General features: G+C 36.8%; 15 protein-coding genes. 6 read left to right on the top strand and 9 right to left on the bottom strand.

Annotation, left to right across the window (positions count from 1 at the left end):
* Positions 1–9: 9 nt before the first annotated feature.
* From FJA49_RS08510 to FJA49_RS08500, 3 genes are all read right to left on the bottom strand, one after another.
* Positions 10–588, bottom strand: a complete 579-nt coding sequence (locus FJA49_RS08510; RefSeq protein ID WP_140000545.1) for a phage tail protein — start codon at positions 586–588, stop codon at positions 10–12.
* Between the two features lie 502 nt (positions 589–1,090).
* Complete coding sequence (locus FJA49_RS08505; RefSeq protein WP_140000544.1) at positions 1,091–1,576, bottom strand: hypothetical protein; 486 nt, start codon at positions 1,574–1,576, stop codon at positions 1,091–1,093.
* A 12-nt stretch (positions 1,577–1,588) separates the two neighbouring features.
* On the bottom strand, positions 1,589–1,999 hold the full coding sequence (locus FJA49_RS08500; protein WP_140000543.1) for a helix-turn-helix domain-containing protein: 411 nt from the start codon (positions 1,997–1,999) through the stop codon (positions 1,589–1,591).
* Positions 2,000–2,498: 499 nt separating this feature from the next.
* On the opposite strand from FJA49_RS08500, the gene FJA49_RS08495 reads away from it, so the two are divergent.
* Positions 2,499–3,920 (top strand): T9SS type A sorting domain-containing protein, encoded by a 1,422-nt coding sequence (locus tag FJA49_RS08495; RefSeq protein ID WP_140000542.1) that lies wholly within the window; start codon positions 2,499–2,501, stop codon positions 3,918–3,920.
* 88 nt (positions 3,921–4,008) lie between these two features.
* Complete coding sequence (gene ppk1, locus FJA49_RS08490) at positions 4,009–6,075, top strand: polyphosphate kinase 1 (RefSeq protein ID WP_140000541.1); 2,067 nt, start codon at positions 4,009–4,011, stop codon at positions 6,073–6,075.
* Here ppk1 and FJA49_RS08485 read toward each other — a convergent pair.
* From FJA49_RS08485 to FJA49_RS08470, 4 genes are all read right to left on the bottom strand, one after another.
* The gene (locus tag FJA49_RS08485) at positions 6,072–7,304 is read right to left on the bottom strand and encodes a cation:dicarboxylate symporter family transporter (RefSeq protein ID WP_140000540.1); all 1,233 of its coding nucleotides are present in this window, start codon (positions 7,302–7,304) and stop codon (positions 6,072–6,074) included. The two genes, ppk1 and FJA49_RS08485, sit on opposite strands and share 4 nt — an antisense overlap.
* A 73-nt stretch (positions 7,305–7,377) precedes the next feature.
* Positions 7,378–7,935 carry a hypothetical protein gene (locus FJA49_RS08480; RefSeq protein WP_140000539.1) on the bottom strand — a complete coding sequence of 186 codons (558 nt, stop codon included), beginning with the start codon at positions 7,933–7,935 and terminating at the stop codon, positions 7,378–7,380.
* A gap of 1 nt (position 7,936) precedes the next feature.
* Positions 7,937–8,683 (bottom strand): DUF3667 domain-containing protein, encoded by a 747-nt coding sequence (locus FJA49_RS08475; protein WP_140000538.1) that lies wholly within the window; start codon positions 8,681–8,683, stop codon positions 7,937–7,939.
* A 148-nt stretch (positions 8,684–8,831) separates the two neighbouring features.
* A complete protein-coding gene (locus tag FJA49_RS08470) occupies positions 8,832–10,094 on the bottom strand; it encodes a PQQ-dependent sugar dehydrogenase (RefSeq protein ID WP_140000537.1) in 1,263 nt (420 codons plus the stop codon).
* Positions 10,095–10,283: 189 nt separating this feature from the next.
* On the opposite strand from FJA49_RS08470, the gene FJA49_RS18560 reads away from it, so the two are divergent.
* From FJA49_RS18560 to obgE, 4 genes are all read left to right on the top strand, one after another.
* Positions 10,284–10,814 carry a phosphoribosyltransferase gene (locus FJA49_RS18560; protein ID WP_233590093.1) on the top strand — a complete coding sequence of 177 codons (531 nt, stop codon included), beginning with the start codon at positions 10,284–10,286 and terminating at the stop codon, positions 10,812–10,814.
* A 66-nt stretch (positions 10,815–10,880) separates the two neighbouring features.
* Entirely contained in the window at positions 10,881–11,453 is a 573-nt protein-coding gene (locus FJA49_RS18555; protein WP_233590091.1) for an adenylate kinase, read from the top strand.
* A 15-nt stretch (positions 11,454–11,468) separates the two neighbouring features.
* Positions 11,469–12,743, top strand: a complete 1,275-nt coding sequence (locus tag FJA49_RS08460; protein WP_140000536.1) for a hemolysin family protein — start codon at positions 11,469–11,471, stop codon at positions 12,741–12,743.
* 89 nt (positions 12,744–12,832) lie between these two features.
* Positions 12,833–13,849, top strand: a complete 1,017-nt coding sequence (gene obgE / locus FJA49_RS08455; RefSeq protein WP_140000535.1) for a GTPase ObgE — start codon at positions 12,833–12,835, stop codon at positions 13,847–13,849.
* 46 nt (positions 13,850–13,895) lie between these two features.
* On the opposite strand, the gene FJA49_RS08450 is transcribed toward obgE, so the two are convergent.
* Together FJA49_RS08450 and FJA49_RS08445 are read right to left on the bottom strand one after the other, a co-directional pair.
* Positions 13,896–14,600 (bottom strand): LytR/AlgR family response regulator transcription factor, encoded by a 705-nt coding sequence (locus FJA49_RS08450; RefSeq protein ID WP_140000534.1) that lies wholly within the window; start codon positions 14,598–14,600, stop codon positions 13,896–13,898.
* Positions 14,597–15,649: a sensor histidine kinase gene (locus FJA49_RS08445; RefSeq protein ID WP_140000533.1), complete on the bottom strand. Its 1,053-nt coding sequence runs from the start codon at positions 15,647–15,649 to the stop codon at positions 14,597–14,599. Before FJA49_RS08445 ends, FJA49_RS08450 begins: the two co-directional genes overlap by 4 nt.
* Between the last annotated feature and the right edge of the window lie 184 nt (positions 15,650–15,833).

The following is a 15,833-nucleotide window of genomic DNA, read 5'->3' as shown; positions in this document are numbered from 1 at the left end:
CCATATTAATTAGTTTCTAGAAGGGAAAATTCCTTCAAGAGCAATACTTGTATAGATTCCAAGGTATGGATTACGTATTGAAAAAGGAGTGCTTCCTCCTGCAAGAGCAGTAGTACCGCTAATTACAGATTTCACACCGCCTACCACATTCGTTCCTGTTGGGCTTTCTCTGTAGATTTCCGGCATATTACCTGAATCTCCAAATCCGTTATTACCGCTATCAGTAGTGTTACTTCCATTATTATTGTTAGTAGCAAGGATAGTTGTAGCAACATGTGCCTGACCCTCAACCAAACTGTGAGCGTGCATAGGCATATTGTTTATTGTTAAAGTCACGTTCTGAGTTCCTCCAACTTCTCCCCATGCAACAGGGGTTAATCCTGGTCCGCTTCCAGGATGAACAACAGATCTTCCTCTCAAGTCAGGAAGAGCGAATGTTGTTTGTCCGTTTCCACCATAGGTAGTTCCTAAAAGCGAAAATAATGCAGTGTTTTGAGCAATTGACATGATTTGTCCATCACAAAATGCCCATCCTCTAGGAGGGAAGTTAAATCCAAATGTTTGAATTTGTCCAATAAAAGGTTCCATACGTTTTTAAGGTTTAAGTTAATAGTTGAATTATAGAATTTATTTATTCTTATAGGAAGGTGTAATTTCTGAAGGAGTATGCCGCAAAAAGGCGTTTTCGCATTATGCGAAAGATTTTCTGTTTGAGCCGCAAGAATAACGCTGGATTTTTTTGCTTGAAATAAGCTGTCAACTTTCTGAATAGTAGTTGTATACATAGCGAAATATTTAGCAGGTTAGTTTTTGGGGCAAGTCTCTAAAACATTATGTTTTTTTGACTTTTCAAAATTGCAATATTTCAAAAACGCATACAATACCATAATTTTGGTATATTTTTTTATCACTAAATTTAGTGATACCGTAATAGCCTTTTTATGCCAGAAAAATTAAAAATAGGATGTTATGTGACAAGAAGCGAAGTAAGAAAATCGCATCTTGATGAAAGAAATGTTAGGGAGTTTATGGGTTGTAAGGTGCTAAGGTTCTGAGGTGCTAAGGTCCTAAGCTGCTTAGAGCCTCAGAATCAAACCCACTTTTGTTCTCCTTCTGTAGAATCGAGAATTTTAATGCCTAAGACATCTGCCATATCTCTAGCTATAGCAAGGGCTTCTTTTTTAGAATTGGCCTTACATAATGTAATAGGCCTCCTGTCTTCCCAAAAAGAATTGACAATGTAGGAATTGCTTGTGAGCGTTGGCCAATTGGCAGCGGGACTATTTAGTGTTTCCCGGGATTTATAAACAGAAATATATTCTGTTTTTGGGAAAGATTCCCATTCGCCAAATACAATACCCAAGAAAGAATATAGTTTACGAAAGCTCTTTTTTTCTGTATTGATTTCTATTCCGGTATTAATAGCGCTGCTAAAAAGCAGGCCAAGGCCAATTATAAGCGCAATGGCTCCAAATACTTTTTGTTTTTCAGATAACAGGATAATACTGGCAAAAACAAAAACAATAGAAATTGCTCTAGCTAAAAAAGGTTCCTTAATATAACGAATAGTAGACATAACAGGAAATGTTTATGCCTGTTCAGAATCAAAGTCGGAATTCTTAATGACCAGGTTCGAATCGATAATCTTTTTTAGAAAATCTTTATCATTTCTAAGGTCTTGGACTTCACGTTGTAAAATTTCAATAGTTTGGTTTTTGGCATCAACCAGATTATTCTTGTTGGGATGAAATTCGCTGTCCGGTTCTTTCAATATCACGTTATCTGGTTGTAGAAACTCATTTTCGTAAACAGTGTCTTTAATAAAATAGTAAACAGATACATTTACAGCTTTTGAGACTTCAATAAGAAAATCCAAAGTAATCTCTTTCGATTTGAATCGGTTCTGAAGATTTTGGGGAGAAATGTTTAATCTTTTTGCAATTTCATTCATTTGAATGTCAAGTGATTGCAATTTCTTTTTTAAAATTTTCCCGTCCATACAAAAATAAATTTGTTTATTATAAATTAAAATGTTTACTTTGTTTTATAAAATTGTAGAAATACAACAAAACGTAACAAAACAAACAACGAATATAGAAAAAAATATGTCGTCATGGCACGGCATATCTAATAAATATGTCATTTTTTGCACGAAAGACAATCGTAAAGTTATTGTTTTTTTACCTACCACATGAGCAAAAAGTAAAAAAATACTCCCTAAATTTTCTGTAAGTAAACTAAAATCATGTCAGATATGGAAACTGTAAAACTAATTGCGTTTACCATAGCGGGAATATTGGTCATAAAAGAACTGGTCAGAATTTTTTCCAATAAAGACTCTTCAAAATGAACAACCGTCCTGTTTTCGGGAATTTCTCATAGTTGTTTTTTAGATTCAGGCTTAAAATCATAACGCTAAATAAGTGGACTTTAAAAGTCATTCTTATCTTGATTAAAATTCTTACATTGCGGTGTATTAACCCTAAAATGAGTGTTTTATGAAGATAACTTTACGTTGCTTTTTTGTCTTTTTAGTGCTTTCGGCTGCTGTAAAAGCACAAGATTTTACATTAAAATCTACGCCAGATATAATGGGTGTTCAATATAGCTCGATTGACTTTGCAGATATTGACGGCGATGGCGACTTGGATTTTTTTGCAACAGGAGCAAACCCGAGTTATGAACTCACTTCCAGATTATACAAAAATGATGGCAGCGGTAATTTTACGTTATCAGATGGAAATACTTTTCTCAAAATCCGAGAAGGAGCGGCAGCTTTTGGCGATGTCAACGGCGATAATTTTCCCGATTTGATTATTTCCGGTAGTGCGCCAAGTCCAACAACAAAACTATATATCAATGACGGAACCGGGAATTTTTCACTTTCAGCCGCAGTTTTTACACAAAACACGTTTTCGGCACTAGCATTTGGTGATATCGATAATGATAACGACAATGATTTGATAATGACAGGCTTTACAGGTACAGAAGCAATTATTGAATTGTATAAAAATGACGGAACCGGAAATTTTACCCAAGTAAGTCCGGCACAAAGCGGTATTACTGCTTCAGGAGTATCTAGGGGCTCGGTTATTATGAAAGACTTTAATAACGATGGTTTTCTGGATATTTTTGCTACAGGAAGTACAACAAACAATATAATCGCAAATGCTTTATATATAAATGATGGAGATGGCACTTTCACTATAAAACCTACTCCTATAACTTCCATACAGACAGGTTCTGTTGCAGCAGCAGATTATGATAATGACGGCGATAAAGACCTTTTGATTGTAGGTGCTACTTCCGTAAGTGCAAAAGTTGCGCTTCTGTATAAAAATGATGGTGCTGGCAATTTTACCCTAGTGCCTGATCTTCCTTTTATAGGCGCACAATACGGGAAAAGCGTTTTTGCAGATATAAATAATGATAATTATCCCGATGTCTTTATTTCCGGTTATATGAATCCTAACAGAAGAGCCGATATGTACATAAACAATGGAGCAGCAGGAGGATTTACTCAAGTAACAGTTCCGTTTCTGGGTGTGAACAATTCTCATGTGGCTTTTGCAGATGTTGACGGCGATAACGATTTGGATTTTATGGCAACCGGACAATCGGAAGCGGGCACCATATCCAGGTTGTATCTGAATGACCATTTTCTGGATATAGATAATCCTAAAACAGCTACTATACGCTTTTATCCTAATCCGGTTACAACGGTATTGCAAATGGAACTTTCGGGAATACAAGCTGTCAAAGCAGAAGTGTATTCAATTACCGGGCAGCTGGTGCATTCAGAAAATTTTAAAAACGGAACCAGTCCTGTTGTGCATTTCGATGCGTTGGAATCAGGTATCTATCTGATGAAAATCACCACAAACTCAGGTATTCAGGTAGAACGTATTGCTAAACTGTAAATAAAAGGAAGAATGCCGCAAAGGATAATAGTATCTTAATGATATAGTCATTATAAATTAATACTTTTATAACTACTTAAGATACGATATGATTCTGGAAACCAAGAACAAAGAAGTGAGCCTGAAACCTGATTTTTTTGACAGGGATATCAGCTGGCTTTCATTTAACGAAAGAGTACTTCTTGAGGCTGATGCCAATGATGTACCGCTTTTTGAAAAAATAAAGTTCCTTTCCATCTATTCTTCTAATCTCGATGAATTTTACAGAGTCAGGATACCGTCCTTAATGGCTCTCAAAAAAATCTCCAAAAACAAAAAGGAAAATAGTTTTGTCTACCAGCATATTCTGGACAAGATACAGCATATTGTTGATGATCAGCAGCGGGTTTTTGGTACGGTAATGACGAAAAAGATTCTGCCGGGACTCGAAAAAGAAAAGTTTCATCTTATTTATAATGAGCCTGTTCCTGAAAATATTCACGATGAGTTAACCCATTATTTTTTTACGGAAGTATTGACATTCCTGCAAGTTGTAGAGATAACCAAAGAAACAGAATTCTTTCCGGAAAATAATAAACTATACAAGCTTGTCGTGTTAGAAGAAAATGCCGATACGCACAAACTGTTTCTCCTTAACATACCATCTGACGATTTGCCTCGGTTTTTCTCGGTAAAAAAAGGAACAAAAACACATATCGTTTTTCTGGACGATATTATCAGTTTTGGCTTGAAATTTATTTTCAAAGACCAGAAACTGCCGGCCGATTATAATTTCAAAATAACACGTGATGCAGCTATAGAGCTTGATGACGAGTATGATGAGGCTATGGCTGAAAAAATGGAAAAGAAAATTGCCAAAAGAGATTTTAGCTTTGCTACCCGTTTTTTATTCGATTACCGCATGCCGCCGCCATTTTTACAGTCGGTAATTGATACTTTTAAACTGAAAGATGCCACGATTGTTTTGGGTGGACGCTACCATAATTTAAAAGACCTGGCTTCGCTGCCGTTAAAAAAACCAAACCTGTCGTATGCCGAAATGGTTCCTATTCCTTTGGATGGTCCGGCAGATAAGAGCCTTTTTGATACCGTTGCAGAAAAAGATCTTATGCTGCATGTGCCTTATCAATCGTATGATAGCGTACTTCGTTTTTTTAATGAAGCTTCCATACATCCCAATGCCGAAGAAATATACGTAACCCTTTACCGGGTAGCTAGCGACTCAAGAATTGCGAATGCCTTGATAAGTGCGGCTAAAAACGGAAAAAAAGTAACCGTTGTAGTAGAATTAAAAGCACGATTTGACGAGGCAAACAATATAAAATGGTCAAAACAGCTTAAAAAAGCTGGCGTTCGGATTGTTCATAGCATTCCGTCGCTAAAAGTACACGCTAAAATAGCACTCGTAAAATTTAAAAAACAAAGCAAGCTTCCGTCCATAGGATTGCTGGCAACCGGAAACCTGAATGAAAACACAGCCCGTTTTTATACAGACCATATCCTCATGACTGCCAATAAAGAAATGCTGAAAGATTTGGAAAAGACATTTCTGCTTCTTGCTACCATCAAGAAAAATCCAAAGAAATATAAAATGGATTTCAAGCACCTGCTGGTTGCCAAATTCAATCTGCGGGAAAAATTCATCAAGCTGATTGATAACGAAATCCAAAACAAAAGAAAAGGTTTGGATGCCGGAATTATTATAAAACTGAATAATCTGGAAGAGAAAAGTCTTATCGAAAAATTATACGAAGCTTCTAATGCAGGAGTAAAAATCCAGCTGATGATTCGTGGAATTTGTTGTCTTGTTCCAGGAATTCCGGGCAGGAGTGAAAACATTTCCGTGAGACGAATTGTTGACAGATATCTCGAACACGGACGCATTTTTGTGTTTGAAAACAATGGCAGTCCGTTACTATTTATGGGTTCTGCCGATTGGATGAACAGAAATATTTACAATAGAATTGAGGTTTGTTTTCCCATATATGACCCAATTCTGAAAGAACAAATGCTCGACATTCTAAATATCCAGTTAGAAGACAACACGAAGGCTTCTTTGCTAGGAACATCACTCGAAAATATTCCGGTAAGAAATGAAAAAGAACCAATTCGTTCCCAGGATAAAATTTACGATTACCTGAAAAGAAAAGCCTAATCGAGTTCCATAGGGTTTTCAATATCGATAAACTCGTTTTCGTTTTTAGAAATCACTATAGTCGCAACGCCATTGCCAATAAAGTTGGTTATAGCTCTTGCTTCACTCATAAATTTGTCGACTCCTAAAAGAAAAGCCAGTCCTTCAAGCGGAATTTTATGAATGGCTGTAAGTGTTGAAGCCAAAACAATAAAGCCGCTTCCTGTAACTCCGGCAGCTCCTTTTGAAGTTATCATCAGTAACCCGATAATAGTCAGTATTTCGCCAAAAGAAAGATGCACGTTATACAGTTGGGCTAAAAATATAACACACATAGAAAGATAGATAGATGTGCCGTCAAGATTGAAAGAATATCCGGTGGGTACTACCAATCCTACAACCGATTTACTGCAACCCAATCGTTCCAGCTTGTCCATCAAATTGGGCAATGCCGGTTCAGATGATGAAGTTCCCAGAACAATGAGCAGTTCGGCTTTCAGGTATTTTATAAAATCCCATATTCTCATTTTATAGTAGCGCAGGATGCCGCCCAATACCAAAAAGATAAAAATAGCCATTGTCACATATACTGTAAACATCAGCTTTCCTAAAGGAATCAAGGTATGCAGTCCAAACTTTCCAACCGTATAAGCCATGCCTCCAAAAGCGCCTAATGGTGCCAGAAACATCACAAATTTTAAAGCCTTGAAAACAATTTTTGAGGCTTTGTATAAGGTGCCTACTACAGATTCACGTTTGCTGTAATAATTAAGTAGTATGCCACAAACTATGGCTACAACTAAAACCTGCAAGGTGAAATTATCCATAAAAAACTGCCACCAGTCAAACTCTGTCCTTGGATTTGAGGTGTATTTTGATGCATCCTGAATATCCAGACCAGACTTGTCAATTTTGCCGGGCTGGATGACATAGGCTGCGATAACGCCAATAGCGAGAGCAAATGTGGTAACGATTTCAAAGTAAATCAGCGCTTTTATCCCAATGCGTCCCACTTTTCGAAGATCGCCCATACCGCTGATTCCTAAAACTATGGTCAGAAAAATAATAGGGGCAATAAAAAGCTTGACAATCTGGATGAAAGTATCGCCTATGATTTTCATTTTTGTGCCGGTTTCAGGCAAATAATGTCCAACCAAAACGCCGGAAATAATTGCGATCAGTACCCAAAAAGTAAGATTGGTGACTATTTTGAATAAAAGACTGTTGTTTTTTGCAATGCTTTCCGCCATTGTTAAGGAAATTAAAGCGTGCAATTTAAAGTCTTAAAATGAATTGGCTAGTAAAACGGAGAATATTTTTTAGCTATTTCAGTTTTTTCAGAATTTCCTTTGAAGCTCCCTGATAGGCTGCAGAATGATTCGGGTAATCTTGTACTAAAATAGTCTTGAGTTCCGGATATATCCAGTCGTTTGTTTTTCCAAAAGCATAAAGCGCTCGCATCGCATAGGCTTTGGTTGCCACTTTTTGATCGCTGATAAGCCAGTCAAAACAGGATTCTATCATCAGTTCCAATTGCTCGTCTGTTAGGAAAGCTTCTCCTGATTTTTTCTTTTTCAGATGGTGAGTTGCTGAAAAAAGACAGATTTTAGAAACAGAGCGCAAGGCACCATCATGCGAATATGCCGACAGTGTTTTGCAAAAAGTTTCCAGATAGGGAATAAGCCAGTCGATATGATTTTCAAAAACCAACTCTGAAATCCAACAACCTTTATAATGGTTTTTGTTTTGGGTGTCTAATACTACATTCATCAAAACCGGCAACAGTTCTGGATTTGCGGAAACGCTGTCAGACATTGATTCACGGCTTTGCCTGTGTGCCGTGCTATTTTCTAATTTTCGGATAAAATCAGAACTCGTCATTTTATACTTTGTTTATAAATAGTTCCACGACTATGCTTATTACAACCGTCAGGGTTGTAAAAAGTATAAAGAAATAAATATAAGTCAGAACCGTTTTTAAAATGTTTTTTAAAGTTGATTGGGTGTCAAAAAACTGGTTGTAGACCCAAAATGCAAGCAGGATATCAATAAGTACAGATATTCCGGAAAGTAGCAACATAGTTTGGGTTCCGCTGTAAATATAAAGAAGCGGGAAGAAAATAAATTGGAGAATCAGCTTTTGTCCGGCAATAAAACCGTTTAGTACCAAATGTTCTACCAAATTATAGCCTGTTTTTCGAAAAGCAAGAAAAGAAGCGATGGATATTAGAGGAATGGTAAACAAAGTTGCCAATGCATAATGTGTAGTAATCCAATCTCCTATGATATTGAATGTCTGTTCCGAATCTTCATTGGTTATAGTGGACGGAATCTCAATATGAAAAAAATGATACAGCAGGCCATAAAGAGAACCCAGCAAAAAAACCAATGCTGTAGGTTTGAAATGGTTGACTCTTTTGCCTTCGATAAATTCTCTAATAGAATGACCAGGTCGTGTAAAAAGCTCTTTGGCAGTAAAAAGAAGTCCTTTATCAAAATGAAAAATACCATGCTGTATGTCATGCCAGAGGTAATGAAAATTTATAGGATGTGTGTCGGTAGATTGTCCACATTCACTGCAGAAATTTCCATTGATTTTATGCTCGCAATTTTTGCAAATCGGATTCATAGATTGGGCTGTTTGGAGTAAAAGTATTAAAATAAAATAACTGCCAAAAGTTTATAATGAAAGGAGATGCAAAAAAAATTAGTGTGTTAATAAACTTTGCATGAATGATTAAACTTAGCGGGATATATTTTGGGAATTTCCGAAAAACTTATTTTTTAACAGCTACTCTCCATATCGTATTGCCGCTATCATCATTGACCAAAAGGGAGCCGTCATTCATAACGGTTACAGCAACCGGGCGACCATAAACTTCAGCTTTTTCTTCGTTGGCAATAAATCCGGTCAGGAAATCTTCAGGTTTTCCGGAAGGCTTTCCGTTTTTAAAAGGCACAAAAAGCACTTTGTAGCCGCTTAGTTTCGAACGGTTCCACGAGCCATGTTGTCCGACAAATGCCCCATTTTTATATTTGCCAGGAAAGGCATCCTTGTTATAAAAGGCAAACCCAAGCGAAGCCGTATGGGCACCAACCGAAACATCGGGAATGATGGCTTTTGCAATCAGTTCTTTTCCTTGTCCTTTCATTCTTGGGTCGGCAATCTGTCCGTAATAGGAATAAGGCCATCCATAAAAACCTCCTCTTTTTACGCTTGTAATATAATCAGGAACAAGCTCGTCGCCCAAATCATCACGCTCGTTTACGGCTGTCCAAAGCTCATTATTTGCCGGGTTCCAATCCATTCCAACAGGATTTCTCAGTCCGCTGGCATAGATTTGTTCTTCGGTTCCATCAGGATTGATTTCTAAAATATTGGCACGCCTTTTTTCTACATCCATTCCATGCTCGGCATTGTTGCTGGCAGAACCTACAGAAACGTATATTTTTGAACCGTCAGCATTGGCAAGCAGATTTCTTGTCCAGTGGTTGTTATAGCCTCCAGCAGGAAGTTCCAGTATTTTTGTGCCACTACCTCTTAATTTCAGGTCACCGGCGCTATAGGGAAATCGATAAAGCCCGTCGGTATTGGCGATGTAAAAATAATTTCCAAGAATAAGCATTCCAAAAGGCATATTGAGCCCGTCTTTAAAAATTTCACGGGTTTCAAAAACGCCATCATTGTCCTTGTCCCTAAAAATAGTAATCTGGTTTGCACTTTTAAAAGTGTTGCTTTCAACTACAAAAATGTCATTGTTGGGTGCGATATAAGTCCAGCGAGGATTTTTCAATCCGTCTGCAAATTTGGTAACCACGAATCCTTCTGGAGCTTTTGGTGTAATTCCTTCCGGCCATTCTTTCATCTTGCTTATTTTTCTTGCAGATTCGGTGGCATACGGAGCGGGAAGCTCCAAATCGCCAATTGCAGTTTTTACGACAGTAGTGTTGTTTTTAACAGGCTGTTTCTTTTCTTGTCCGTTGCAGGATAAGAAGGAAAAAGCAAGGCAGGGAAGTAGGTGTAAAATTCGCATTTTCATAGCTCAAAAAAATTAGTGGTTGTGTTTTCTGAATATTGAATTTACTGATTTTAAATTTTTTATCTTCGGAGTTTAAGGAATATTAAAAAACATTTAACAAAAATAAAATTGTAATAAAACTGAAATAAATTGTAAAATAGCTGGATTCTATTTTAGTATATTTGCAACTTATTATTTAATAAAATCATTGTGATACAACTTCACGACAAACATTTTGTTCCTTTCATTAGTGGAAAGGAAATTGATTCAGCTATAGCCAAAATGGCGCAGGAAGTAGCTGAAGACCTAGACGAAGAGATACCCTTATTTGTGGGCGTCTTGAATGGCGCCTTTATGGTTGTTTCAGACTTTATGAAACACTATCCGAAAGCCTGCGAAGTCAGCTTCGTGAAATTAGCCTCCTATGAAGGCACTACTACAACCCATGAGGTAAAAAAACTTATAGGACTTAATCAAGATTTATCGGGAAGAACAGTTGTCGTAATAGAAGATATTGTCGACACAGGTAATACTTTGGTAGAACTGAAAGCAATGTTTGAGTCGCAAAATGTAAAGCAACTTAAGTTTGCTACCTTATTTTTAAAGCCCGAAGCATACAAAAAAGACATAAAAATTGATTATATTGGTATTGAAATTCCAAATAAATTCATTGTAGGCTATGGCCTGGATTATGATGGACTAGGAAGAAATATTCCCGAAGTATACCAATTAAAAGATTAAGTCGGATTGGAAATGAAACATTTTGGATTGAAAAATCCTGGCATATAATAACTCACAACTAACAAAATGATTAATATCGTATTATTTGGGAAGCCTGGAGCGGGAAAAGGAACTCAGGCCGAATTCTTAAAAAAGAAATACAATCTGACCCATCTCTCAACAGGAGATATTTTTAGGTTCAATATTAAAAATGAAACGGAACTTGGTAAATTAGCCAAAACCTATATGGATAAAGGAGATTTAGTTCCGGATGAGGTAACCATCCAGATGCTTCAAAGTGAAGTAGATAAAAATCCACAATCTGAAGGATTTCTTTTTGACGGATTTCCAAGAACATTATCACAGGCAGAAGCTTTAGATAATTTCTTAGAATCAAAAAAAGAAAAGATTACGGCAACGGTTGCTCTAGAAGCAAATGATGAAATATTAGTACAAAGACTTTTGGAAAGAGGAAAAACTTCCGGAAGGCCGGATGACCAGGATGAAGAGAAAATCAGAAACCGTTATCAGGAATACAATGAAAAAACAGCTCCTTTAATGGACTATTATAAAGCACAAAATAAATTTCACGCTGTGGACGGAATTGGTACCATAGAAGAAATTACAGATCGATTAAGTACAGTAATCGATAGCCTTTAACTAAATTTATAAAACTTGGAAATAGCTATAATTTTCTTTTTAATCCTTTTAAATGGTGTTTTTTCGATGTCGGAAATCGCATTGATATCAGCGCGAAAAAACAGGTTGGAGACCTCTGCAAAAAAAGGGAATACCAGTGCCAAAACTGCTTTGGATTTGGCCAATTCACCAAACAAATTTTTGTCTACCGTTCAAATCGGAATCACATTAATCGGAATCTTAACGGGTATTTATTCAGGTGATAATGTCACTGGCGATGTAAAGATTTTCTTGGACCAGTACGAATTCCTTCAGCCGTATTCGGCAAATCTTTCAGTTGGAATCGTAGTTGTTATATTGACTTTCTTCTCATTAGTGCTTGGAGAATTGCTTCCTAAAAGAATAGGACTCAATTATCCGGAAACCATTGCAAAGACAGTGGCCTTGCCAATGAAGATAATTTCGGTAATTACCGCACCTTTTATCTGGCTTTTGACCATCTCGACAGAATCGCTTCTGAAATTGTTCAGAATCAGACCTACGGCTGACGGAAAAGTTACCGAAGAAGAAATCAAGGCAATTATCAAGGAAGGAACCGAAGTAGGAGAAGTACAGGAAATCGAACAGGACATTGTGGAACGTGTTTTCCATATTGGTGACAGAAAGGTAAACTCGCTGATGACGCACAGGAAATCGGTTGATTATCTTTCATTGGAAGATGATCTTACGACACTTAAGCAAAAAGTCCTTGACGAAATCCACTCCGTATATCCGGTTTGTGAAGAAAGTTTGGACGAAGTTGTGGGTGTCGTGCTGCTAAAAGATTTGTTTGCCAAATTCGAAAGCGGAGATTTCAACCTTAGAGAAATAATGAAAGAACCGGTTTATCTGATAGAACATACTTCTGCTTATAAAGCATTGGATATTTTCAAGAAAACCAAAGTGCATTATGCTATCGTAACAGACGAATACGGAATCACGCAAGGTATGATTACCTTAAATGATATTCTGGAAGCGTTGGTTGGTGATGCATCCGATTTCTATCATGAAGAATTCCAGTTGGTAGCCAGAGAAGACGGTACGTGGTTGGTAGACGGGCATTACTCGCTCCACGACTTTTTGACTTATTTTGATTTGGATGAACTGATCAATGATTATGAAGTTACAACAGTGAGCGGCTTGATCATGACAGAGCTTTCGTATATACCTAAACAAGGCGAAAAGCTAATCTGGAACTTATTTGAACTAGAAGTTATAGATATGGACGGCGTTAAAATCGATAAGGTTTTAGTACGTTCCCTAAAAGAATAAACAAAAAAGAAACAGTATAAAGTTTAAGGTTTAGAGTTGGCAGTATGCTGTAGCTTTAAACCTTAAACTTTACACTTTAAATAAAGAAAATGACAGAGGGAAATTTTGTAGATTACGTTAAGATTTATGTTACTTCCGGAAAAGGAGGAAAAGGATCTACGCATTTGCATAGAGAGAAATTTATTGAAAAAGGTGGTCCTGACGGAGGTGACGGAGGACGAGGAGGACACGTATATCTGGTTGGGAATAAGGGACTTTGGACATTGTTCCATTTAAAGTTTGCAAAACACGTTAAAGCCGGACATGGTGGCGATGGAGGAAGTGCAAGAAGTACGGGTGCTGACGGAGAAGATAAATACATTGAAGTACCGTTGGGAACTGTAGTTCGTGATAAAGAAACCAACGAAATTCTGTTCGAAATTACAGAACACGGTGAGAAAAAGATTGTAGTAAAAGGAGGAAAAGGCGGATTAGGAAACTGGCACTTTAGAAGTTCCACAAACCAGACGCCAAGATATTCGCAGCCTGGAATGCCAGCTAACGAATTGGATATTATTCTGGAACTTAAAGTTCTGGCCGATGTTGGTTTGGTAGGATTTCCAAATGCAGGAAAATCTACTTTACTGTCTGTATTAACCTCTGCAAAACCAAAAATTGCAGATTATCCGTTTACAACACTAAAACCGAATCTTGGAATTGTGGCCTACAGAGATTTCCAATCGTTTGTAATGGCAGATATTCCGGGAATTATTGAAGGTGCTGCCGAAGGAAAAGGACTAGGACATTATTTCCTAAGACATATCGAAAGAAACTCGGTATTGCTGTTTTTGATTCCTGCTGATGCAGACGATATTAAAAAAGAATATGAAATCCTTTTGGATGAGTTGCGACGCTATAACCCGGAAATTTTAGATAAAGAACGCTTTATCGTGATTTCGAAATCGGATATGCTTGACGAAGAACTGAAATCAGAAATGAAAGCACAGCTGGATAAAGAGTTTAAAGGCTTGAAATATCATTTCATCTCTTCAATAGCGAACCAGGGACTTGTTGAATTAAAAGACAAGCTTTGGGAAATGTTGAATGCTGACGAGAATCAGGAATAAAAGAAATAAAAGAGTATCAATAAAAAGGCGGCCTAATGGTCGCCTTTTATATTTTGTTCTGATCGATTCGCTTAAAAAAATCATCCTTGTAGGTCGCTCCAATAGGCAATTCTTTGTTGTTAATGAAAACGGAAAAATTATCGGTTGATTCGATTTGTTTTAAAGCCACTACATACGATTTGTGGGTTTGCACAAAATCATCCTGTGGCAAGGATTCCAATACATTTCGCAAAGAAGAATGTGTAATAAATTGCTGTTCCAGCGTATGAATGCAGATATAATTTTGGAGACTTTCAATATAAAGAATGTCTTTTAAGAACAGCTTGGCAAACTTATTCTTGCCATCAGTTTTTATAAAAATAAAATCGACTGAATTGGAGGACTGGATTTCTTGTTTTGGACTGGACTGCAATTTAGATACCGCCTGATAAAAACGTTCAAAAGCAATAGGCTTGACCAAATAATCGAGAGCACTTAACTCAAAACCTTCCAGTGCAAAATCAGGATAAGCCGTCGTAAAAATAATCTTGATATCTTTTGAAATGATTTTTGAAAGCTGCAGTCCCGTCAGCTGTGGCATCTGTATGTCCAAAAGAATCAAATCAACAGTATGGGTATTTAAAAACTCTAAAGCCTTTAAAGAATCATTAAACGTGGCTACTCTTTCCAGAAAAGAAACTTGCTCTACATACTTTTCCAAGATGCGTGTTGCTGGCGGTTCGTCATCGACAATTATGCATTTGAATTTCATAGATTGCTTTTTAAAGGAATTTTCAAATAAGTCTTAAAGGTATCATTTTCTTTGGTTTTTTCCAGAGTGAAATTTTCGTGATAGGCATATTCCAGGCGTTTGGTAAGGTTGTCAAAACCAATTCCCGTTGATGAATAATTCTCACCCGGCTGGTTGCTGTTGAACGTTGAAATTTCCAGAAAATGACTGCTGATTTTTATAGTAATATTCGCTTTTTTCTTAGGATCATTCAGTTTCCCGTGCTTAAAAACATTTTCTGTAAAATGGATTAAAACCGAAGGAAGAATCATAAGGTTGCCAGCGTTGCCCTCAATCGAAAAATCAAGATAGAGCTGATTTTCAAATCTTTTTTCCTGCAAATCAATGTAGTTTTTGATAAACTGTAATTCTTTAGTAAGTGGTACATATTCTTTATCGGTTTCTGTAATCACATAACGCAAAAGGTCGGATAATTTCAGCAAATCTGAAGCGGTTTGGGGATCTTTTTCAATCCATTCGCTATAAAAAGAATTAAGCGTATTAAATAAAAAATGCGGACTCACTTGCGATTTTAATAGCTGGAATTCGGCTTTTTTATTTTCGAGTAACAATTGCTGATTTTGTCTTTGATACTGCTGAAATTGCAACATGAGATAAAACAGCGTACTTAATATTATGGCAGGCATCCCGAAAAAAAAGTTGTCACGGATATAATATAAAGGCTGCCTGGATGCGTCATAATAATTATGGAAACCTGTCAATTCAAATACAACAACTTCCTGCAAAAAATAACGCACTCCAGCAAAAAGTATGAGTGTGACAGGAAGGGAGAGTATGTATAAAATTAATTTTCTTCGGTTTAGAAACCAATGGCAGAAAGTATAAAAATTAAAAAGATAAATACTAAAAAGCGCCAGCGCCAGAGTTACGGATAACAACACAGACATCAAATCAAAAGCAAAAAAAGAGGAATCCTGATTGAGACTGGTTGTAAATTCCCAAAGCACAAAAAGCAGATATATGCTGAGAAAAAATGTAATATGATAGTGTAATGGGATTTTTAGTTTCATGTCATCAGTATTGCTTCTCAAAAATACAATTATGACTTTGAATCAAATCAATATTTACACGAAACCTCAATTTCTTGAGACAAATCCCCCGATTCATTATATGAAATTATTCAGGTTTTGATTTTGACAGTTTGTAAGATACTATCATGCCTTCGTCAAAATTTAAAAAAGCGCTACTGTTGGG

Source organism: Flavobacterium microcysteis (genome assembly GCF_006385255.1).
Lineage (GTDB): Bacteria > Bacteroidota > Bacteroidia > Flavobacteriales > Flavobacteriaceae > Flavobacterium > Flavobacterium microcysteis.
This window is presented reverse-complemented; position numbering and strand designations above follow the sequence as displayed.

Bases quoted from the DNA above. Each gene is read 5' to 3' on its own strand.
- FJA49_RS08485 (WP_140000540.1), bottom strand. From the start codon at position 7,304: ATGGCGGAAAGCATTGCAAAAAACAACAGTCTTTTATTCAAAATAGTC.
- FJA49_RS08495 (WP_140000542.1), top strand. From the start codon at position 2,499: ATGAAGATAACTTTACGTTGCTTTTTTGTCTTTTTAGTGCTTTCGGCT.
- FJA49_RS08505 (WP_140000544.1), bottom strand. From the start codon at position 1,576: ATGTCTACTATTCGTTATATTAAGGAACCTTTTTTAGCTAGAGCAATT.
- obgE (WP_140000535.1), top strand. From the start codon at position 12,833: ATGACAGAGGGAAATTTTGTAGATTACGTTAAGATTTATGTTACTTCC.
- FJA49_RS08475 (WP_140000538.1), bottom strand. From the start codon at position 8,683: ATGAATCCGATTTGCAAAAATTGCGAGCATAAAATCAATGGAAATTTC.
- FJA49_RS18555 (WP_233590091.1), top strand. From the start codon at position 10,881: ATGATTAATATCGTATTATTTGGGAAGCCTGGAGCGGGAAAAGGAACT.
- FJA49_RS08500 (WP_140000543.1), bottom strand. From the start codon at position 1,999: ATGGACGGGAAAATTTTAAAAAAGAAATTGCAATCACTTGACATTCAA.
- FJA49_RS08470 (WP_140000537.1), bottom strand. From the start codon at position 10,094: ATGAAAATGCGAATTTTACACCTACTTCCCTGCCTTGCTTTTTCCTTC.
- FJA49_RS08445 (WP_140000533.1), bottom strand. From the start codon at position 15,649: ATGAAACTAAAAATCCCATTACACTATCATATTACATTTTTTCTCAGC.
- FJA49_RS08510 (WP_140000545.1), bottom strand. From the start codon at position 588: ATGGAACCTTTTATTGGACAAATTCAAACATTTGGATTTAACTTCCCT.
- ppk1 (WP_140000541.1), top strand. From the start codon at position 4,009: ATGATTCTGGAAACCAAGAACAAAGAAGTGAGCCTGAAACCTGATTTT.
- FJA49_RS08480 (WP_140000539.1), bottom strand. From the start codon at position 7,935: ATGACGAGTTCTGATTTTATCCGAAAATTAGAAAATAGCACGGCACAC.
- FJA49_RS08450 (WP_140000534.1), bottom strand. From the start codon at position 14,600: ATGAAATTCAAATGCATAATTGTCGATGACGAACCGCCAGCAACACGC.